Consider the following 14,553-nt stretch of genomic DNA (forward strand, 5'->3'; position numbering starts at 1 on the left):
ATCATCACGAGCAGTGGCCCAGGTGACCTGTTCACTGTGCGCAACGTCGGAAACTTGGTTCCTGCCGGCGGCCGCGATACGTCGGTGGAAGCGGCACTGGCCTTCGGGATCGACGAGTTGGGTGTCAGTTCGGTGATCGTGTGCGGACACTCGGGTTGCGGCGCGATGCAGGCACTCCTGACGAACAGTTCGTCGGAAGCGGGAGTTGTCGGTGAGTGGTTGAGGCATGCGGAGACGAGCTTGCAGGCATATACGAGTGGCCATCCGGTGGCGCGTGCTGCGGCCGAGGCGGGTTTCTCGGAGGTCGATCAGCTCGGAATGGTCAATGTTGCAGTCCAATTGCAGACTCTCGAACGCCATCCTCTGGTCGGTCAGGCCCGTGTGGACGGTCGCCTGCGTATCGCCGGACTGTTCTTCGACATCGGCTCGGCTCGGGTCATCGAAGTGACAGCGTCAGGGATCGGCGAGTTGATCGAGACCTGAAGGGGCTATTCGGGTCCGGGCTGATCCCTGAGTTCGACCAGCAGGCGAGCCCCGCCGAGCGGACTGTCGTGAAATGTCGTACGTCCGCCGTGCAGGGCCGCCTGCTGCGCCACCAGTGCCAGGCCCAAACCGGAACCCGTCTTGCCTGCCGTCGATCCGCGAGTGAAGCGTTCGAAGACGCTCGAGCGTTCCTCGGCCGGTATTCCGCAACCGTTGTCGTCGATCGTGATCGTGACGGTGTCCGGTGAATCGACCGGGCGCGCGAGGGTGATGCGCACCGTGCTCGCGCCGCCGTGGCGGACTGCATTGGTGATCGCGTTGTCGAGGATCAACCGGATTCCGCCGGGAAGGGCCCGGATGCAATAGGGGAGTGGGGAATCCACCGTGACGACACTGACATCGACGCTCGGGTGGTGGCGTCGTGCATCGTCGGCAGCGATGTCGCATACCTCGGTCAAATCGGTGTCCTTGAAGTCCTCAGCCGTCGACAACTCGCCCTTCGCCAGTCGCTCCAGGTCGCGGAGAGTCGATTCGACGCGGCCCTGTGCGCGGGCCAGATCTGTGAGGATCTCACGTCGCTGCTCGTGGTCGAGATCGTGAATGGACAACACTTCGATGTCGGTTCGCATCGCCGTCAACGGAGTTCGGAGTTCGTGAGCCGAGGCGGAAGCAAAGTCCCGAGCGGCAGCAAGGGCCGAGTTGGTCGCGGCCTGTGCCCGGGCGACGTCGCTGAGCATCGATTCTGCTGCTGCGGCAAGCTCGTCCGCTTCACGGATGCCGGAAACCTCGGTGGCGAGATCGGGATCTCGCCTGGCGATCCGGCGGGTCAATTCCACGAGTGGGCGCACCGCCGGGCCACCGAACAACCATCCCAACGCGGCTGCGGCCGCTACGGCTCCGACGCCGAAGAACGCAACCTGACGCTGTTGGTCGACCGTGATGTCCCGCGCCTCGGCATAGGGAACCGCCAGCGAGACCAGGGCATTGATCCCGTCGGCCTCGGCGGTGTAAGCCCGGTACTTCGTACCGTCCACGTCGACGGTCGCCGAGCCCACCGGTAATTCGGGCAGTCGCGTCGGGGTACTGGATTTGACGGTTCCGTCGGTATCGGAGCGGATGGTCACGGAGAACGCTCCGCCGTCACCGAACGCGCCGAGAAAAGGTCCCGCTGTAGCCGCATTGGCCACGATGACCGTCGATGCCGTCTCCAAGCGACGGTCCAACTGCGCCAAATTGTTTCGTGCGATAGCCAGTGCAACGACCACGCCGAGTGCGATGACGATGAACGTCGCCCCCAGTGCCGCGGCCGCGGCAACGCGAGTTCGTAGTGAGAAGCGGCGACGCTTCACGGGTTCTCCCGAAGCACGAACCCGACGCCGCGAACGGTATGCAGCAGACGAGGTGAACCGCCGGATTCGAACTTTCGACGCAGGTAGCCGATGAAGACGTCCACGACGTTGGTGTCGGCGACGAAGTCGTAGCCCCACACGAGTTCGAGGAGACGTTCGCGAGTAAGCACGATGCCGGAATTGTGAGCAAGCACTTCGAGTAGCTCGAATTCGCGTTTGGTGAGCGGTACTTCCTTGCCGTCGACGCGAACCCGGCGGCCGGAGAGGTCGATGTCGAGGTTGCCGACCCGCAGGGTGTTCGTTCCCTCGGAGTGATCGCCGGCCGGAGTGTTGCTGCGTCGGAGCATTGCGCGGATCCTGGCAACCAGTTCGGCGAGGACAAACGGTTTGACCATGTAGTCGTCTGCGCCGGATTCGAGCCCGGCGATGCGATCGTCGACCGAATTGCGTGCGCTGAGCACGCAGATCGGGATTTCGTTGCCGGCGGCACGAAGCGCCGTCACCACACCGGTGCCGTCGAGCACCGGCATGTTGATGTCGAGGACTACCGCGTCCGGTCGCTTGTCGGAGATCACTCGGAGCGCGTCGGCGCCGTCCACTGCCGTCAGTACGGTGAATCCCGAGAGCCGCAATCCGCGTTCGAGTGAGGTCAGGACGTCTGCGTCGTCGTCGACTACGAGGATTTTCGGTATCTCGGTCACAGCCCCATTGTGCCTTGCCTGGTACGTCGGGTTTCGCCGATCAGACCGGCAAGTCGGTACCGTCCGGACGCAGACCGGCCATGAACACCGCGACCAACCGCGGGACCAGGTTCGGCATGGCCTCGTCGGACAATTCGATTTGCGGGCGCGTCAGTTTGGCCAGAGCCATGACGAATTCGAGCGGTTGCAGATCGGCGCGAACCAGTCCGGCGCTCTGAGCGGCGCCGATCGTCGCGGTCATCTTCGATTTCGTCACCTCACGCACCGCCAGAACTTCGGGCGCCAGCTCGGTGAAACTGCGTTCCACCAGTGCAGGAATGAGCGCACCCAGGCGCAGTTCCACGAGGCGGTCCACCAGCGTGTGCCACGCGTTTGTGGGATCGGTGGACATTGCCGTGAGTGCGACGTCGGCAGCCTCGCGGACATCGGTCAGTGTTGCGACGGCGACGGCGGTCACGAGGTCCTCGCGCGTCGGAAAGTTTCGATACAGCGTGGCGATGCCCACTTTCGCGAGTTCTGCGACTGCGTCGAGGGGCGCGTCGTGCCCGCGCTCGGTGAACACCGCTCGTGCGGCGTCGACTATTGCGTTTCTGCGTTCACGTGCATCGGCTCGCACATTCACCTCCGGTATTGACAGTTCATCATAACCGGAGGAATATCTTCCACAAATAGTGGAGGAAAAACTTCCACTTAGGGAAGGTAGTTATGAACGCCGAAGTTGAAGCACGGGACCGCAAGAAGTTGGTGGCTGTGGTGTTGGGCTTGTCCGCCGTGATCGGGCTGATGCTGCTTGCCTTCGTACTGCCCTCGGTCAACAGTGGCCCGCACGAACTGAAGTTGGGCATCACCGGTCCAGCTCCGGCAACCGAACAGATCAGCACCTCGCTCGAGGCGAGTAAGCAAGGCGCCTTCGATACTCGAGAATTCGCTGACGCCGACGCCCTGCGTGACGCGATTCGGAATCGCGACGTGGTCGGCGGAATCGCCGTTGATGCCAACGGTCCTCACGTGTTGATCGCGACTGCAGGCGGAACCCCGATCGCCCAGACCCTGACCGGGGTGGCCAACGGCCTCTCGGAGGCCTCGGGGGCAAAGGTGCCCGTCGAAGACGTTGTGCCGCTGACTGCGGACGACCCGACCGGTGCTGGGCTCACGGCATTGGCCTTGCCCTTGGTGTTCGGCGGAATCATGCCTGCTGTTGTTCTCGTGCAACTGTTTCCGCGGAGCATTGTCAAGCGAGTGTTGGGCGCTGCCGGCGTCGCGGTTGTCGCGGGTTTTGCACTGACTGCCATTCTGCAGTTCGGCACCAACAGTCTTGACGGAAACTACCTGCTCACCGCGCTCGCACTCACCATGGGCATGTCGGCCATCTCGCTGCCCATTCTGGGACTCGAATCCCTGCTCGGGATGAAGGGATTCGCGTTGGGTGCCGTCACGATGATGTTCATCGGAAACCCACTCTCGGGGATGGCGACAACTGCCGCGTGGTTGCCCGCAGGCTGGGGTGCATTGGGGCAGCTGCTCCCACCTGGCGCCGCAGGAGCATCCGTCCGTTCGATGGCGTTCTTCGACGGCCATGGCGCCGCCACGCCACTTCTGGTGCTGGTGTGCTGGATTGCCGTCGGGATCGCGCTGTGCGTCGCCGCCGGCCGGAAGAAGGCGTCGACCCCCGTGGTCGAACCCGAGGCTGCGCTGGTCTAGCCGGCGGGGCTTGCGTACGGGGTCAGGTCGGGAATCGGCCAGGCCCCGTCAACGCGTTCCACGACCAGTTCGGCGACCACGGTGTCCTCGTCCATCGGTAGAGGTCGGAGGATTCGGGGCTTTCCCGCCTCCCATTCGACGTCGATGCCTGCGGAGGTCAGAGCGTCCTGGTCGATGACGGCGACGATCAGTGGCAACGTGAGGTCGCCGAACACCAGATCGAGCACCGAAGCGAGCGCGTTCGGGGTGGTTGCGCGAATGAATCCCGCCTCGTCGTAACTGATTCCGCGCGTCGAGACCTCGTACTCACCGAAACGCTTGCATGCTTCCCAGTCGTCGGCGATGGCGACGTGGACGAGTCGTTGTCCGGTCATGCAGTGCTCCTGTAGTGTTCGAAATAATGAAACGTCAACGTAGCATTAATTGAGTGGCACGGTAGTAGGGGACTTGATGGAGCAACCGCGCAGACGTGGGAGAACCAGCGACGCGGAGCGAGCTGATCGACGCAACGAGATTCTCGACGTCGCGGTCGACTCGTTTCGAGAAGTCGGGTTCGCTCGAACGACCATCGACGCCATTGCCACGGCGGCCGGCGTCGCCAAGCGCACCGTGTACAGCTATTTCGGCGACAAATCCGCGGTCTTCGCTGCTGCTGTTTCGCGTCAGCACGCGTATGTCGAGAACGCCGGTGGCGACCAGTCGGACCTGCTCGCCGCTGCAGTGGACATCGTCGTCGCCCTGCAAAGCGACAACTCGATTGCGCTGCACCGCATGATGATCGGCGAGGCCGTGCAGTTCCCGGAACTGGCCGCCGCGTTCTACGAATCCGGCCCGGCCAAGTCGATTGCCTTTCTGGAGAAGATATTGATCGATCAGCACGGCCAGAAGGCTGCGCTGTGCGCGGATCAGTTGTACACGTTGCTGCTCGGGGAGGAGCACCGGCAGCGACTGCTCGGGCTCGCTTCCGAACCGACGGCAGAACGAGCTGCGCAACTTGCAGCTCGTGCGGTGGGATGCGTTCTGGGATCTGATCGGTAGGCTCGACTGGGTGAGTAACTCTGTGGTCTGGTTTCGACGTGATCTGAGGGTAGGCGACCTTCCCACCCTGAGTGCAGCGTCGGATGCCGGCGGGCGGACGTTGGGTTTGTTCGTTCTCGACGAGAACCTGCTCGGACCGGCAGGCTCACCTCGTCAGGATCAACTGTTCGCCAACTTGACGGCGCTCGATCATCAACTCGACGGAAAACTGATGGTTGTTCGAGGTGATCCGGCGGACGTGGTGCCCCGTGTAGCGGAATCCGTTGGCGCCGAAGAAGTTCACATCAGTGCCGACTACGGACCCTACGGCCGACGGCGCGACGCGGCCGTGGCGGAGCAGGTGGAGTTGATCGCCACCGGATCTCCGTATGCCGTGGCGCCCGGACGCGTCACCAAGGCGGACGGTGATCCGTACAAGGTGTTCACACCGTACTTCCGTCAGTGGATGGAACACGGTTGGCGGGGCCCCGCGTCGACCGATGCGCAGACGGTCCGTTGGTTCGATCCGAGCGACAAGGAGGGTGGCCCGCGCCGGGTGAGTATCCCCGCGCCATCCGCCTCCGTCAGCGATTTCGTCGGTGAGGTCGGCGCCCTCGAACAGTGGAAAGAATACTGTGAGAACGATCTTGACCGGTACGACGACGAACGAAATCGGCCTGACCTCGACACCACGAGCCGGATGTCGATTCCGCTCAAGTACGGCACGATCCATCCGCGAACGATGTTGGCAGATCTCTCCAAGCGACTGGGCGACGGCGCTCAGGCTTACCGTCGCCAGTTGGCGTGGCGAGACTTCTACGCAGACATCCTGTTTCAACGCCCCGACAGCGCGCGGAAAAACTACGACGACAAGTTCGACCGTTTACGTCACGACGGTGGAGTGGACGCAGACGCCGCCTTCACGGCCTGGTGTGAGGGCAAGACCGGCTTCCCGATCGTGGATGCCGGCATGCGGCAACTCGCGGCCGAGAACTGGATGCATAATCGGGTGCGAATGATCGTCGCGTCTTTTCTGGTGAAGGACCTACACATTCCGTGGTGGCGTGGCGCACGGTTCTTCATGTCGCATCTGGTGGACGGTGACTTGGCCTCCAATCAGCACGGGTGGCAGTGGACTGCAGGGTCGGGCACAGATGCTTCGCCCTTCTTCCGCGTCTTCAACCCCATCACGCAGGGAGAGAAGTTCGATCCCGACGGCACATACGTCCGTCGGTGGGTTCCCGAACTCCGCGATGTTCCCGGGAAGGCCGTCCACTCGTTGAAGGCGATGCGCCCGGTCGACTACCCGGACCCGATCGTCGATCACGCGCATGAGCGTGAGGAAGCCTTGCGCCGGTACGGCGAGATCAAGGGCTGAGTGCTCAGTGATCTGCGGGCGCTACGCGGAGGCGGTTTCCGTCCAGATCTGAAATGACGAATGTCAGACCGAAGACATCTTCGTTTGGCTCTTCGACGACCTCAATTCCCTTGGCCACCCACTCGTCGTAGATCGCCCGAATTTCATTGCTCCCGCCGTCGACCAATATGCCGACTTCGAAATTGCGCGGAGTCGCGGGATCGAGGTCGCGGGACTTGCCGCTCCACAGTGCAAGGACCACGCCGCCGCCGAGGTCGAAGGTCATGTATTGAGGGCTGAGGACCGCAGGCTTCGCGTCGAACAATTCGCCGTAGAACGCTGCTGCGGAGGCGGCATCGCTGACGTAGATCAGAAACTGGTTGGGTAGTCGCACTGTGGTTTTCCCTCTCCCGTTGATGTTCGGGCCACCGGCAGCGGGGCGTGTGCCTGGTCGTGCGGGGCTGTGTTCAACAATCCCCGCGCGCCGGACGAATGTCCAAGAACAAGTGCGTCTGAGAGGCAGATGGATTACTTATGACGACTGCTGCAGTCACACCGCACTGAGGTGGTACCCGACGCTCAGGTTCGGGTAGTAGCCGTCGATGTAGCTCGAGATGAAGTAGTGATCAGGGTCGGTGGTGCGAGTTCCGTCGGTGTCGAACTGCGGATAGTCGTTGGCCATGAAGACGGCTTGTCCGCCGCCGGGAGTGGAATAGACGACGTCGACCGTCAGGCCGCGCGGGTCCTGGTTGTATGCCGTGACGATCTCGGTCTCGTGGGGCGCGAGCGACTGGCGTGGGCTCTGCATCCACTGTCCGTAGGGGTTGTCGGCGCCTTCGAGATGAATTGTCTGTTCGGTGTCGTTGCTGATCGTCATCGTGATGGTGTTGCCGGTCGTGGGAAGAGTTCCGGCACTGGCGATTCCGCTCAATCCCAAAGTGAGGGCGCCGGCGGCCAGAGCTGTGATTGCGGCAACTACATAGCGTGGGTTCGTCATCGTCGGTGTCCTTTGTCCGGGTGAGCGTTCGGTTGGCTCTCTCGAAGACAACTATGTCGGAGCGGATCGATGTCGTATGTCCACTTCCGGGACCCTGTGCAGGAGGAACGGTGTGTCCACCGATCGGGGGACACCTACTCCGACACGGAGACAGCTTCGACCTTTCGCTCGCCGGTGACCAGCAGTCCGATCAGTGCGGCGGCCGCGAGAACCATGACGAGTGCGCCGTAGCCACGCGTCGTATCCACCAACCCCACCTTGCCGACCAGGTAGCCGGCCAGCAATGCCGGAAGGCTGTTGGCCAGATATGCGATGACGTAGACGGTGGACAACAACCCCGCGCGTTCGTGGTTCTCGGCCAGCGGCATGACAGTGAGGATGGTTCCCTGGAATCCTGCTCCGAAGCCGATCCCGGCAACAGCCGTACCAACCAGAATCAATACTGCAGAGGATGTTTCAGCACCGATGAGTGTGACGGCCACCCCGAGCACCAAGGCGGTTGTTCCGATCAGCATCACGGTTCGGCCGCCGAGTTTGCGGAAGGTGAGCACCGCTGCGGCTCCGAATCCCGTCAGTGTTGCGACCATGATGGCACCGATGAGCGAGCTGTGAACGTCAAGTGCGTTGCGCGCCAGCGCCGGTCCGAGTGAGAGGTAGAAACCGCCCAGCGCCCAGACCGCGATCAGGCACGGTGCGGTGAGCGCAATCATGGTTCGGGCCTCGCGAGGAACAGCAAGGGTGGGGCGTAGCGACTGCCAGGCTCCGGGGCGTCCGCCCGAAGTCTCGGGAGCGGCCCAAACCCCGAGGATCTCGAGGACGACGAGTACGAGAAGGACCAGGTAGACAGTGCTGGTTGGCCTGGGCAGGTGCTCGCTGATGAGACTCGAACCCACGGCTCCGACGGCAAGCCCCACCGTCGGAGCAACGCTGTTGATGATCGATCCGCGTCCCGGAGTGCGTTCGAGGTCGATCAACGCCGAACCCAAAGCGCTGATTGCAGCGCCGGTGGCAACACCCTGCACGACCCGGGCGATCAACAGAATGGTCAAACCGTCGGCCGAGGCGAACAGGGCGAGCGAGACCGCCTCCAAGGCGAGCGCTCCGAGCAGGACCGGGCGCCTGCCGATGTGATCGGACAGGGATCCGGCGGTCAAGAGCGTGGCGAGCAATGCGAGAGCGTAGATGCCGAACACGAGCGTCGACGCGAGCGAGGAGAATCCCCACAACTGTTGATAGTGCTCGTACAACGGTGTCGGGGTCGCGGAGGCGCCCAGGAACGTAGCGATGATGACGGCGATGAGTGTGAAAGCGGCGCCTCGCCCCAAGCATGGGCGTGAAGTGCTCTCGGTCGGTGGTGAAATGGTCGTTGTCATTGTCGTAGCGCTTCCCGTGCGGGTGGTGAAGACTTCAAACGCAAATACTTTGCGTTTGGGACGCTACGCCTGGCCGTAGCCTAATGCAACATCTTTGCGTTAGTATTGATTTATGAGTCCGTCCGCAGGTCCGCGCCCCGGTGGCCGCAGTGCGCGCATCCAACAGGCAGTGCATGCGTCGGCGCGCAAGTTGTTGGAACAGCGTGATCGGGCAGAGATCACGGTGCCGATGATCGCGACCGATGCGGGTGTGACCCCGTCGACCATCTATCGGCGGTGGGGCGACATCAACGAAGTCTTTGCCGATGTCTCGATCGAGAGATTGCGACCGGACGCCGACCCGCGTGAAACGGGTTCGCTCCGAGGGGATCTGACGATCTGGGCGCAGGACTATCTGGAGGAGATGTCTGCACCCGTCGGTCGCGCATCGCTGCGAGATGTGCTGATGAGCGACGACCAGACGCACGCACCGGACGGCACGAAGAAGTTCAAGTGCGCCTTTTTCTGTCGGACACAGATCGACGTGATACTAGCTCGTTGGCCGGAAGCTGGTGACGTGGATGGTGATTCGGTAGTGGACCACGTGGTGGCACCGATCATCTACCGAATTCTGTTCGACCTCGAACCGGTCGCGCCGCAGCGAGTTGCGGAATTAGTGGATCAGACACTTGCGCTCGCGGCGCGGGTCGGTGCCGAAGGCTGATCGCTGCGTAGCCGGGCGTGGACGTGCATGTCGTGCCAGCCGTCGGCGTGCCTGGCGGAGCCTCGTCGAACACCTTCTTCGCTGAAGCCTGCTTTGGTGGCGACTCGGCACGATCGTGGGTTGTGGATCGAGTGTGCGAGTTCCAAGCGATGAAACCCTACTTCGCGGAATGCCCACTCGGACAGTGCGGTTACGGCCTACGTGTTCCGGCTCTGCCACTCTTCGTTCAGGCGGCGCGCAGATTCCAGAGTTGCGATCGCCTCTTCGGTGTCAACGCGCGCGAGGACCAGTGCACTTACTGTGCAGGAGAGAAGGATTCGAGTGCGGTCTGAGAGCGTGGCGTCTGTCTCGGTCGGAAATGTGGCTTGTAGCCCGCTGCGAATTGCAACGGCAAGTTCTTGCCGATAGGCGCGGATCACGGCTGCCACCGCATCGTCGTGCGCGCCGAGTCCGGCAGCCGTATTGAGAAGTAGGCAACCGCGCCGAGGCGAGTCGGCGGTCATGGTGCCGATCGCGTGCTCAAGCGAGTAAAGGTAGTCGTCGACGGCGTCTGCCCCGGGATTTGTCGTGAGGCCGCGCAGACGTGGCCGGATGACATGTTCGAGGTACATCTGCACGGCGGCGTCGAACAATCCGCGCTTGTTGGTGAACGAGTTGTAGAGACTTGACCGACTCAGCCCCGTCGCGGATTCGAGGTCTCCGAGTGAGGCGCCTTCGTATCCGCGTGCCCAGAAAACGTCCAACGTGGCAGCGACCACGGCTGTTGTGTCGAATTCTTGTGATCTGCCCATCAAAGCCTCGCTCTTTCTGTATCGTTCGGTCCAGTATATATTGGACCGAACGATACAGAATTCACTCGAAGCAACAGGAGTTCACCGATGAACGTCGCCGGCTACATCTTCGCGGGACTGGCCGCAGCAGTGCACGTATACATTTTTGTCCTCGAATCGATTCTCTGGACGGCACCGAAGACCCGCGCCACGTTCGGCGTGAAGTCCGAGGAAGAGGCGATCACCACGCAGCCGCTCGCCTTCAACCAGGGCTTTTACAACCTTTTCCTGGCGATCGTGTCGGCGGTCGGCATCGTGATTGCGGCGACCGGCTCCGCGTCGGTCGGAATTGCCCTCGTCCTGGCGGGCACAGGATCGATGGTTGCCGCGGGATTGGTGCTGATTCTCTCGTCTCCCGACAAAGCCCGCGCAGCCGTCGTGCAGATGCTTTTCCCAGTTATTGCCGTTGTTCTGCTGGTAATCCACCTGCTCTGAGTGCTCTATCCGCCGCCGAGCACCAGTGATTCGATCAACGCAAAAGCCCCGTTGAGTGCTCCACAATCGAAGGCTTCGGCCAGGGCGTATCCGATGACAAGTTCGTCGGTGCTCGGCGTGCTCGACCAGACTGCGTCGGTCTGTCTGGGATCGGATTCCTCGTTCTTGGAGAAGTGCCCGATCCGCAATCCGTCGCGGGTGAATGCACTGTTCGCGTCGTCGACTGGGGCGAAGTTCAAACTCACGCCGTCGACGAGTGCCGAGACAGAGTACGAGCGACGGGACAGAAACCCTTTGCCGACAGTGAGTTCGACTTCGTCGCCACCGACAGTGAAGAACAAGTCGGCGGCGGCGCGCGTTCCGATGGGTGTGCCTTCGCGGCGCGGGGCATCGACTCGACGCGTCAACAGAGCGTGTGAGTTGCCGTTTCGGACGTCGACGACCCCCGTGTCGACATCGAACGAGATCTCGACTTTTCCGTGAATCGGGTCCATTACGGCGTATTTGACCGTCACTGTGCCTACCCCCTGTAAGTGTGAACTCGGGTCCATAATACGTGGTGGGAGCGTTGTCCAGTATGCCCGAATCCAAAAAAATAGTGCCGAATGACGCGCGTTTGCGGCCAAATGCTTCTACGCTGGGTCTTGGGTTTGTTGCGCATCCCACAACGGTTTTTCCCACGCCAGACGAGGAGCGCCTATGAGGTTGTCGACTACTTGTTCTGTTGCTACGAAGGCTTGATCAAGCCGGAATTGCCTCTGCCGGATGGTGCTCGAGACCCATCCGGCAGATTCTCCAAGTCTGGACGGAACGCACGAACCATCGGTTCGTTGTCGATCATCGTCGTTCGCACATTGCCCGGGTGTACAGAGTTGACCCGAATGTCCGCCCAGCCGAGTTCGTTGGCCAGAGACTTCGCCAACCCCCGAACGGCGTGCTTCGACGCGGAATAGTGTGCGATACCCGGCACGCCTCGAAGCCCGGCCATCGAGCTGATCAACACGACGGATCCACCTCGATTGCCGTTCATGATGTGCGGAATCGACACCTTGGTCGTCAACCAAACGCCGGTGACGTTGATGTCCATCAGCTCGCGGAACTCTTCGGCGCTCAGGTCCCAGGACAATTTAGCCGACGCCGCGATTCCCGCGTTGGCGATCACGATGTCCAGTCGGCCGAGCTTCTCGACTCCGGCGTCGACCGCTGATTTCAGGGCATCGAGGTCGCGAGTGTCCGCGACGGACGCGACGATGCGCCGGCCCTGAGCTTCGACCAGGGCGACGGTCTGGGCGAGGTCGGCTTCGGTGGCCATGTCGTACCCCGCTGTTGCGACCGGCGCGCACAGATCCACCGCGATGATGTCCGCGCCCTCGGACGCGAGCTTGACGGCATGTGCGCGCCCTTGACCGCGCGCCGCTCCGGTGATGAATGCGACCTGACCGTCCAAATTGCCCATCGAACTTCCCCTGCCCGTCTGAATCGTTGAAAACTGGAACGTGTTCATACTGCTACGTTCGATGCGAGCCAGGCAGGGGAATTCTCTGAATCCTTATCCGCGAAGGAGTTTGGACAACTCGTCCAGTACGCTCGCGTCCTCGATGGTCGACGGGACCGTGTACTCCTCGTTGTCGGCAATCTGCCGCATGGTCTTGCGGAGGATCTTGCCGGAACGAGTCTTCGGTAGTGCAGCGACGACGGTGACGTCCCGGAACGTGGCGACGGCACCGATCTGGTCTCGCACCCGGGCGACCAGTTCCTGTCGGAGTGTTTCGGGATCGATGTCGACGCCGGACTTGAGCACGACGTAGCCGCTGGGGCGTTGCCCCTTGAGTTCGTCGTGAATGCCGATGACCGCGCATTCGGCGACAGCCGGGTGGCCGGCGACGACGGCCTCCATGCTTCCGGTCGAAAGGCGATGTCCGGCAACGTTGATCACGTCGTCACTTCGTCCGAGCACGAAGACGTAGTTGTCCTCGTCGATGTATCCGGAGTCGCCGGTGAGGTAATAGCCTTCGAAAGTCGACAGGTAGGACTTCACGTACCGGTCCTCGTCACGCCACAGTCCGGCGAGTGTTCCGGGAGGAAGCGGCAGGCCGATCACGATGTTGCCCTCGGTGCCCGGACCCACGAGTTCGCCCTTGCCGTCGACGATTTCGACGCGGTATCCGGGGCAGGCGACGGTGGGTGAGCCTGCTTTGATCTCCATCGGTTCGAGGCCGCGCAGGTTCGCGCAGATGGCCCAACCGGTTTCGGTCTGCCACCAGTGATCGACCACCGGGCGATCGAGAATCCGAGTAGCCCACTCGTAGGTGTCGGGATCCAAGCGCTCGCCGGCCGCGAACAGTGTGTCGAGCGACGAGATGTCGTACTTGGCAAGCTCTTTTGCATCCGGGTCGGCCTTGCGGACCGCGCGGATCGCTGTCGGAGCGGTGAAGAGTGCCGACACTTTGTATTCGGAAATGATGCGCCAGAATGCACCTGCATCGGGGGTCCCGACGGGCTTGCCTTCGTACATGACCGTCGTAGCTCCGGCGAGCAATGGCCCGTAGACGATGTAGGAGTGGCCGACCACCCAACCGACGTCTGAGGCGGTCCACCAGACCTGGCCGGGGCTGATGTCGTAGAGATTCTTCATCGTCCACGTCAGGGCAACGGCATGGCCACCGTTGTCCCGGACGACGCCCTTGGGCTTACCGGTCGTTCCCGAGGTGTAGAGAATGTAGAGCGGATCCGTCGCGGCGACCGACACCGGGTCGGCAGGAGTTGCATCGGCGATCAGCTCGTCCCAGTCGAACCAGGCTGCGGCACTTGACTTGTAGTCGGCAGCTGCGTCGGGAATCTGCTCGCGATTCTTCACGATCACGGTGTGCGCGGGCGTGGCGGACAGTTGCAGAGCCTTCTCGACCATCGGCAGGTACTCGATTGTTCGTCCGGGTTCGAGGCCGCCGGACGCCGTCACGAGCACCACTGGACCGGCGTCGTCGATACGGGTTGCGAGTTCCTTGGCCGCAAAGCCGCCGAACACCACCGAATGCACCGCGCCGATACGTGCACACGCGAGCATCGCGATCGCGGCCTCGGGGATCATCGGCATGTAGATGATCACGCGGTCGCCGGCCACCACACCCTGATCTTTCAAGACGCCGGCGAAGAGTGAGACCTGCTCGAGCAATTCGGCGTAGGTGTAGGTCGTCTTGGCTGGGACCATCGCGGAGTCGAAGATCAACGCGGTCTGATCGCCGCGGCCGTCGCGGACGTGCCGATCGAGGGCATTGAAGCTGGTGTTGAGCGAAGCATCCGGGAACCAGCGATAGATCGGCGCGGCAGAATCGTCGAGAGCCTTCGTGGGGGCGACATCCCAGTCGACGGCCCGCGCAGCGTCGAGCCAGAACTTCTCCGGCTGATCCATGCTCTCGCGATATGCGTCGGCATACGTGGTGTGGGACGCCTGCTCGGAAGAGCTCATCGACGTGTGTCCTCTCGTGAACTTCGCTTACCGGTGACCTGAAACACCTTAGGTCACTGTCAGTGCGGTGCGCCTCAGTAGCGGTGCGGGTACCGTCCCTTTGCGCCGGGCGGGCCTGTCCCGTCGGCCAGTGGCGCGTAG

18 protein-coding genes are annotated in these 14,553 nt (G+C 62.4%); 6 read left to right on the forward strand and 12 right to left on the reverse strand.

The genetic code is table 11. The annotated features are described in order from the left end of the window. A partial coding sequence (locus AC1DVN_RS18610; protein WP_477994102.1) for a carbonic anhydrase occupies positions 1 to 483 on the forward strand: 483 nt, incomplete at its 5' end. Positions 484 to 488: 5 nt separating this feature from the next. Here AC1DVN_RS18610 and AC1DVN_RS18615 read toward each other — a convergent pair. From AC1DVN_RS18615 to AC1DVN_RS18625, 3 genes are read right to left on the reverse strand one after another with little or no spacing between them, the layout of a single operon-like run. Next, a complete protein-coding gene (locus AC1DVN_RS18615; RefSeq protein WP_020908761.1) occupies positions 489 to 1,832 on the reverse strand; it encodes a sensor histidine kinase in 1,344 nt (447 codons plus the stop codon). Next, a complete protein-coding gene (locus tag AC1DVN_RS18620) occupies positions 1,829 to 2,533 on the reverse strand; it encodes a response regulator transcription factor (protein WP_003939853.1) in 705 nt (234 codons plus the stop codon). The genes AC1DVN_RS18615 and AC1DVN_RS18620 overlap by 4 nt, the downstream gene beginning before the upstream one ends. Positions 2,534 to 2,573: 40 nt before the next feature. Next, a complete protein-coding gene (locus tag AC1DVN_RS18625; RefSeq protein WP_477994103.1) occupies positions 2,574 to 3,149 on the reverse strand; it encodes a TetR/AcrR family transcriptional regulator in 576 nt (191 codons plus the stop codon). A gap of 89 nt (positions 3,150 to 3,238) precedes the next feature. Here AC1DVN_RS18625 and AC1DVN_RS18630 point away from each other — a divergent pair, with 89 nt between their 5' ends. After that, the gene (locus AC1DVN_RS18630; RefSeq protein WP_060938170.1) at positions 3,239 to 4,234 is read left to right on the forward strand and encodes a hypothetical protein; all 996 of its coding nucleotides are present in this window, start codon (positions 3,239 to 3,241) and stop codon (positions 4,232 to 4,234) included. Here AC1DVN_RS18630 and AC1DVN_RS18635 read toward each other — a convergent pair. Then, positions 4,231 to 4,608 carry a DUF952 domain-containing protein gene (locus AC1DVN_RS18635; protein ID WP_477994104.1) on the reverse strand — a complete coding sequence of 126 codons (378 nt, stop codon included), beginning with the start codon at positions 4,606 to 4,608 and terminating at the stop codon, positions 4,231 to 4,233. The two genes, AC1DVN_RS18630 and AC1DVN_RS18635, sit on opposite strands and share 4 nt — an antisense overlap. 76 nt (positions 4,609 to 4,684) lie before the next feature. On the opposite strand from AC1DVN_RS18635, the gene AC1DVN_RS18640 reads away from it, so the two are divergent. Then, a complete protein-coding gene (locus AC1DVN_RS18640) occupies positions 4,685 to 5,272 on the forward strand; it encodes a TetR/AcrR family transcriptional regulator (protein WP_477994105.1) in 588 nt (195 codons plus the stop codon). 10 nt (positions 5,273 to 5,282) lie between these two features. Next, complete coding sequence (locus AC1DVN_RS18645) at positions 5,283 to 6,629, forward strand: cryptochrome/photolyase family protein (RefSeq protein WP_024487266.1); 1,347 nt, start codon at positions 5,283 to 5,285, stop codon at positions 6,627 to 6,629. Between the two features lie 4 nt (positions 6,630 to 6,633). Here AC1DVN_RS18645 and AC1DVN_RS18650 read toward each other — a convergent pair whose 3' ends face one another. The 3 genes from AC1DVN_RS18650 to AC1DVN_RS18660 all read right to left on the reverse strand — a co-directional run bounded on the left by AC1DVN_RS18650 (position 6,634) and on the right by AC1DVN_RS18660 (position 8,978). Beyond that, entirely contained in the window at positions 6,634 to 7,002 is a 369-nt protein-coding gene (locus tag AC1DVN_RS18650; protein ID WP_477994106.1) for a VOC family protein, read from the reverse strand. 156 nt (positions 7,003 to 7,158) lie between these two features. Beyond that, positions 7,159 to 7,605 carry a hypothetical protein gene (locus AC1DVN_RS18655; protein ID WP_020970459.1) on the reverse strand — a complete coding sequence of 149 codons (447 nt, stop codon included), beginning with the start codon at positions 7,603 to 7,605 and terminating at the stop codon, positions 7,159 to 7,161. 134 nt (positions 7,606 to 7,739) lie between these two features. Continuing rightward, a complete protein-coding gene (locus tag AC1DVN_RS18660; RefSeq protein ID WP_477994107.1) occupies positions 7,740 to 8,978 on the reverse strand; it encodes an MFS transporter in 1,239 nt (412 codons plus the stop codon). A 112-nt stretch (positions 8,979 to 9,090) separates the two neighbouring features. Between AC1DVN_RS18660 and AC1DVN_RS18665 the strand changes: the two genes are divergently transcribed. Next, a complete protein-coding gene (locus tag AC1DVN_RS18665) occupies positions 9,091 to 9,681 on the forward strand; it encodes a TetR/AcrR family transcriptional regulator (RefSeq protein ID WP_477994108.1) in 591 nt (196 codons plus the stop codon). Here AC1DVN_RS18665 and AC1DVN_RS18670 read toward each other — a convergent pair. Together AC1DVN_RS18670 and AC1DVN_RS18675 are read right to left on the reverse strand one after the other, a co-directional pair. Next, the gene (locus tag AC1DVN_RS18670) at positions 9,639 to 9,866 is read right to left on the reverse strand and encodes a GNAT family N-acetyltransferase (RefSeq protein WP_290283637.1); all 228 of its coding nucleotides are present in this window, start codon (positions 9,864 to 9,866) and stop codon (positions 9,639 to 9,641) included. The genes AC1DVN_RS18665 and AC1DVN_RS18670 overlap by 43 nt on opposite strands. 12 nt (positions 9,867 to 9,878) lie before the next feature. After that, entirely contained in the window at positions 9,879 to 10,472 is a 594-nt protein-coding gene (locus AC1DVN_RS18675; RefSeq protein ID WP_046379046.1) for a TetR/AcrR family transcriptional regulator, read from the reverse strand. Between the two features lie 87 nt (positions 10,473 to 10,559). Here AC1DVN_RS18675 and AC1DVN_RS18680 point away from each other — a divergent pair, with 87 nt between their 5' ends. Further along, the gene (locus AC1DVN_RS18680; RefSeq protein ID WP_046379045.1) at positions 10,560 to 10,946 is read left to right on the forward strand and encodes a DUF1304 domain-containing protein; all 387 of its coding nucleotides are present in this window, start codon (positions 10,560 to 10,562) and stop codon (positions 10,944 to 10,946) included. A 5-nt stretch (positions 10,947 to 10,951) separates the two neighbouring features. Here the strand turns inward: AC1DVN_RS18680 and AC1DVN_RS18685 are convergent, their stop codons facing one another. From AC1DVN_RS18685 to AC1DVN_RS18695, 3 genes are all read right to left on the reverse strand, one after another. Further along, complete coding sequence (locus tag AC1DVN_RS18685; protein ID WP_223304422.1) at positions 10,952 to 11,461, reverse strand: hypothetical protein; 510 nt, start codon at positions 11,459 to 11,461, stop codon at positions 10,952 to 10,954. Between the two features lie 212 nt (positions 11,462 to 11,673). After that, the gene (locus AC1DVN_RS18690; protein WP_477994109.1) at positions 11,674 to 12,402 is read right to left on the reverse strand and encodes a mycofactocin-coupled SDR family oxidoreductase; all 729 of its coding nucleotides are present in this window, start codon (positions 12,400 to 12,402) and stop codon (positions 11,674 to 11,676) included. A 93-nt stretch (positions 12,403 to 12,495) separates the two neighbouring features. Continuing rightward, positions 12,496 to 14,412 (reverse strand): propionyl-CoA synthetase, encoded by a 1,917-nt coding sequence (locus AC1DVN_RS18695; protein ID WP_477994110.1) that lies wholly within the window; start codon positions 14,410 to 14,412, stop codon positions 12,496 to 12,498. Between the last annotated feature and the right edge of the window lie 141 nt (positions 14,413 to 14,553).

This window comes from Rhodococcus sp. P4_E4, assembly GCF_056401575.1.

What these genes read in the sequence shown, in the direction of transcription:
- AC1DVN_RS18630 (WP_060938170.1), top strand. Translation starts at nt 3,239, where the DNA reads ATGAACGCCGAAGTTGAAGCACGGGACCGCAAGAAGTTGGTGGCTGTG.
- AC1DVN_RS18635 (WP_477994104.1), bottom strand. Translation starts at nt 4,608, where the DNA reads ATGACCGGACAACGACTCGTCCACGTCGCCATCGCCGACGACTGGGAA.
- AC1DVN_RS18640 (WP_477994105.1), top strand. Translation starts at nt 4,685, where the DNA reads ATGGAGCAACCGCGCAGACGTGGGAGAACCAGCGACGCGGAGCGAGCT.
- AC1DVN_RS18655 (WP_020970459.1), bottom strand. Translation starts at nt 7,605, where the DNA reads ATGACGAACCCACGCTATGTAGTTGCCGCAATCACAGCTCTGGCCGCC.
- AC1DVN_RS18660 (WP_477994107.1), bottom strand. Translation starts at nt 8,978, where the DNA reads ATGACAACGACCATTTCACCACCGACCGAGAGCACTTCACGCCCATGC.
- AC1DVN_RS18665 (WP_477994108.1), top strand. Translation starts at nt 9,091, where the DNA reads ATGAGTCCGTCCGCAGGTCCGCGCCCCGGTGGCCGCAGTGCGCGCATC.
- AC1DVN_RS18675 (WP_046379046.1), bottom strand. Translation starts at nt 10,472, where the DNA reads ATGGGCAGATCACAAGAATTCGACACAACAGCCGTGGTCGCTGCCACG.
- AC1DVN_RS18680 (WP_046379045.1), top strand. Translation starts at nt 10,560, where the DNA reads ATGAACGTCGCCGGCTACATCTTCGCGGGACTGGCCGCAGCAGTGCAC.
- AC1DVN_RS18690 (WP_477994109.1), bottom strand. Translation starts at nt 12,402, where the DNA reads ATGGGCAATTTGGACGGTCAGGTCGCATTCATCACCGGAGCGGCGCGC.
- AC1DVN_RS18695 (WP_477994110.1), bottom strand. Translation starts at nt 14,412, where the DNA reads ATGAGCTCTTCCGAGCAGGCGTCCCACACCACGTATGCCGACGCATAT.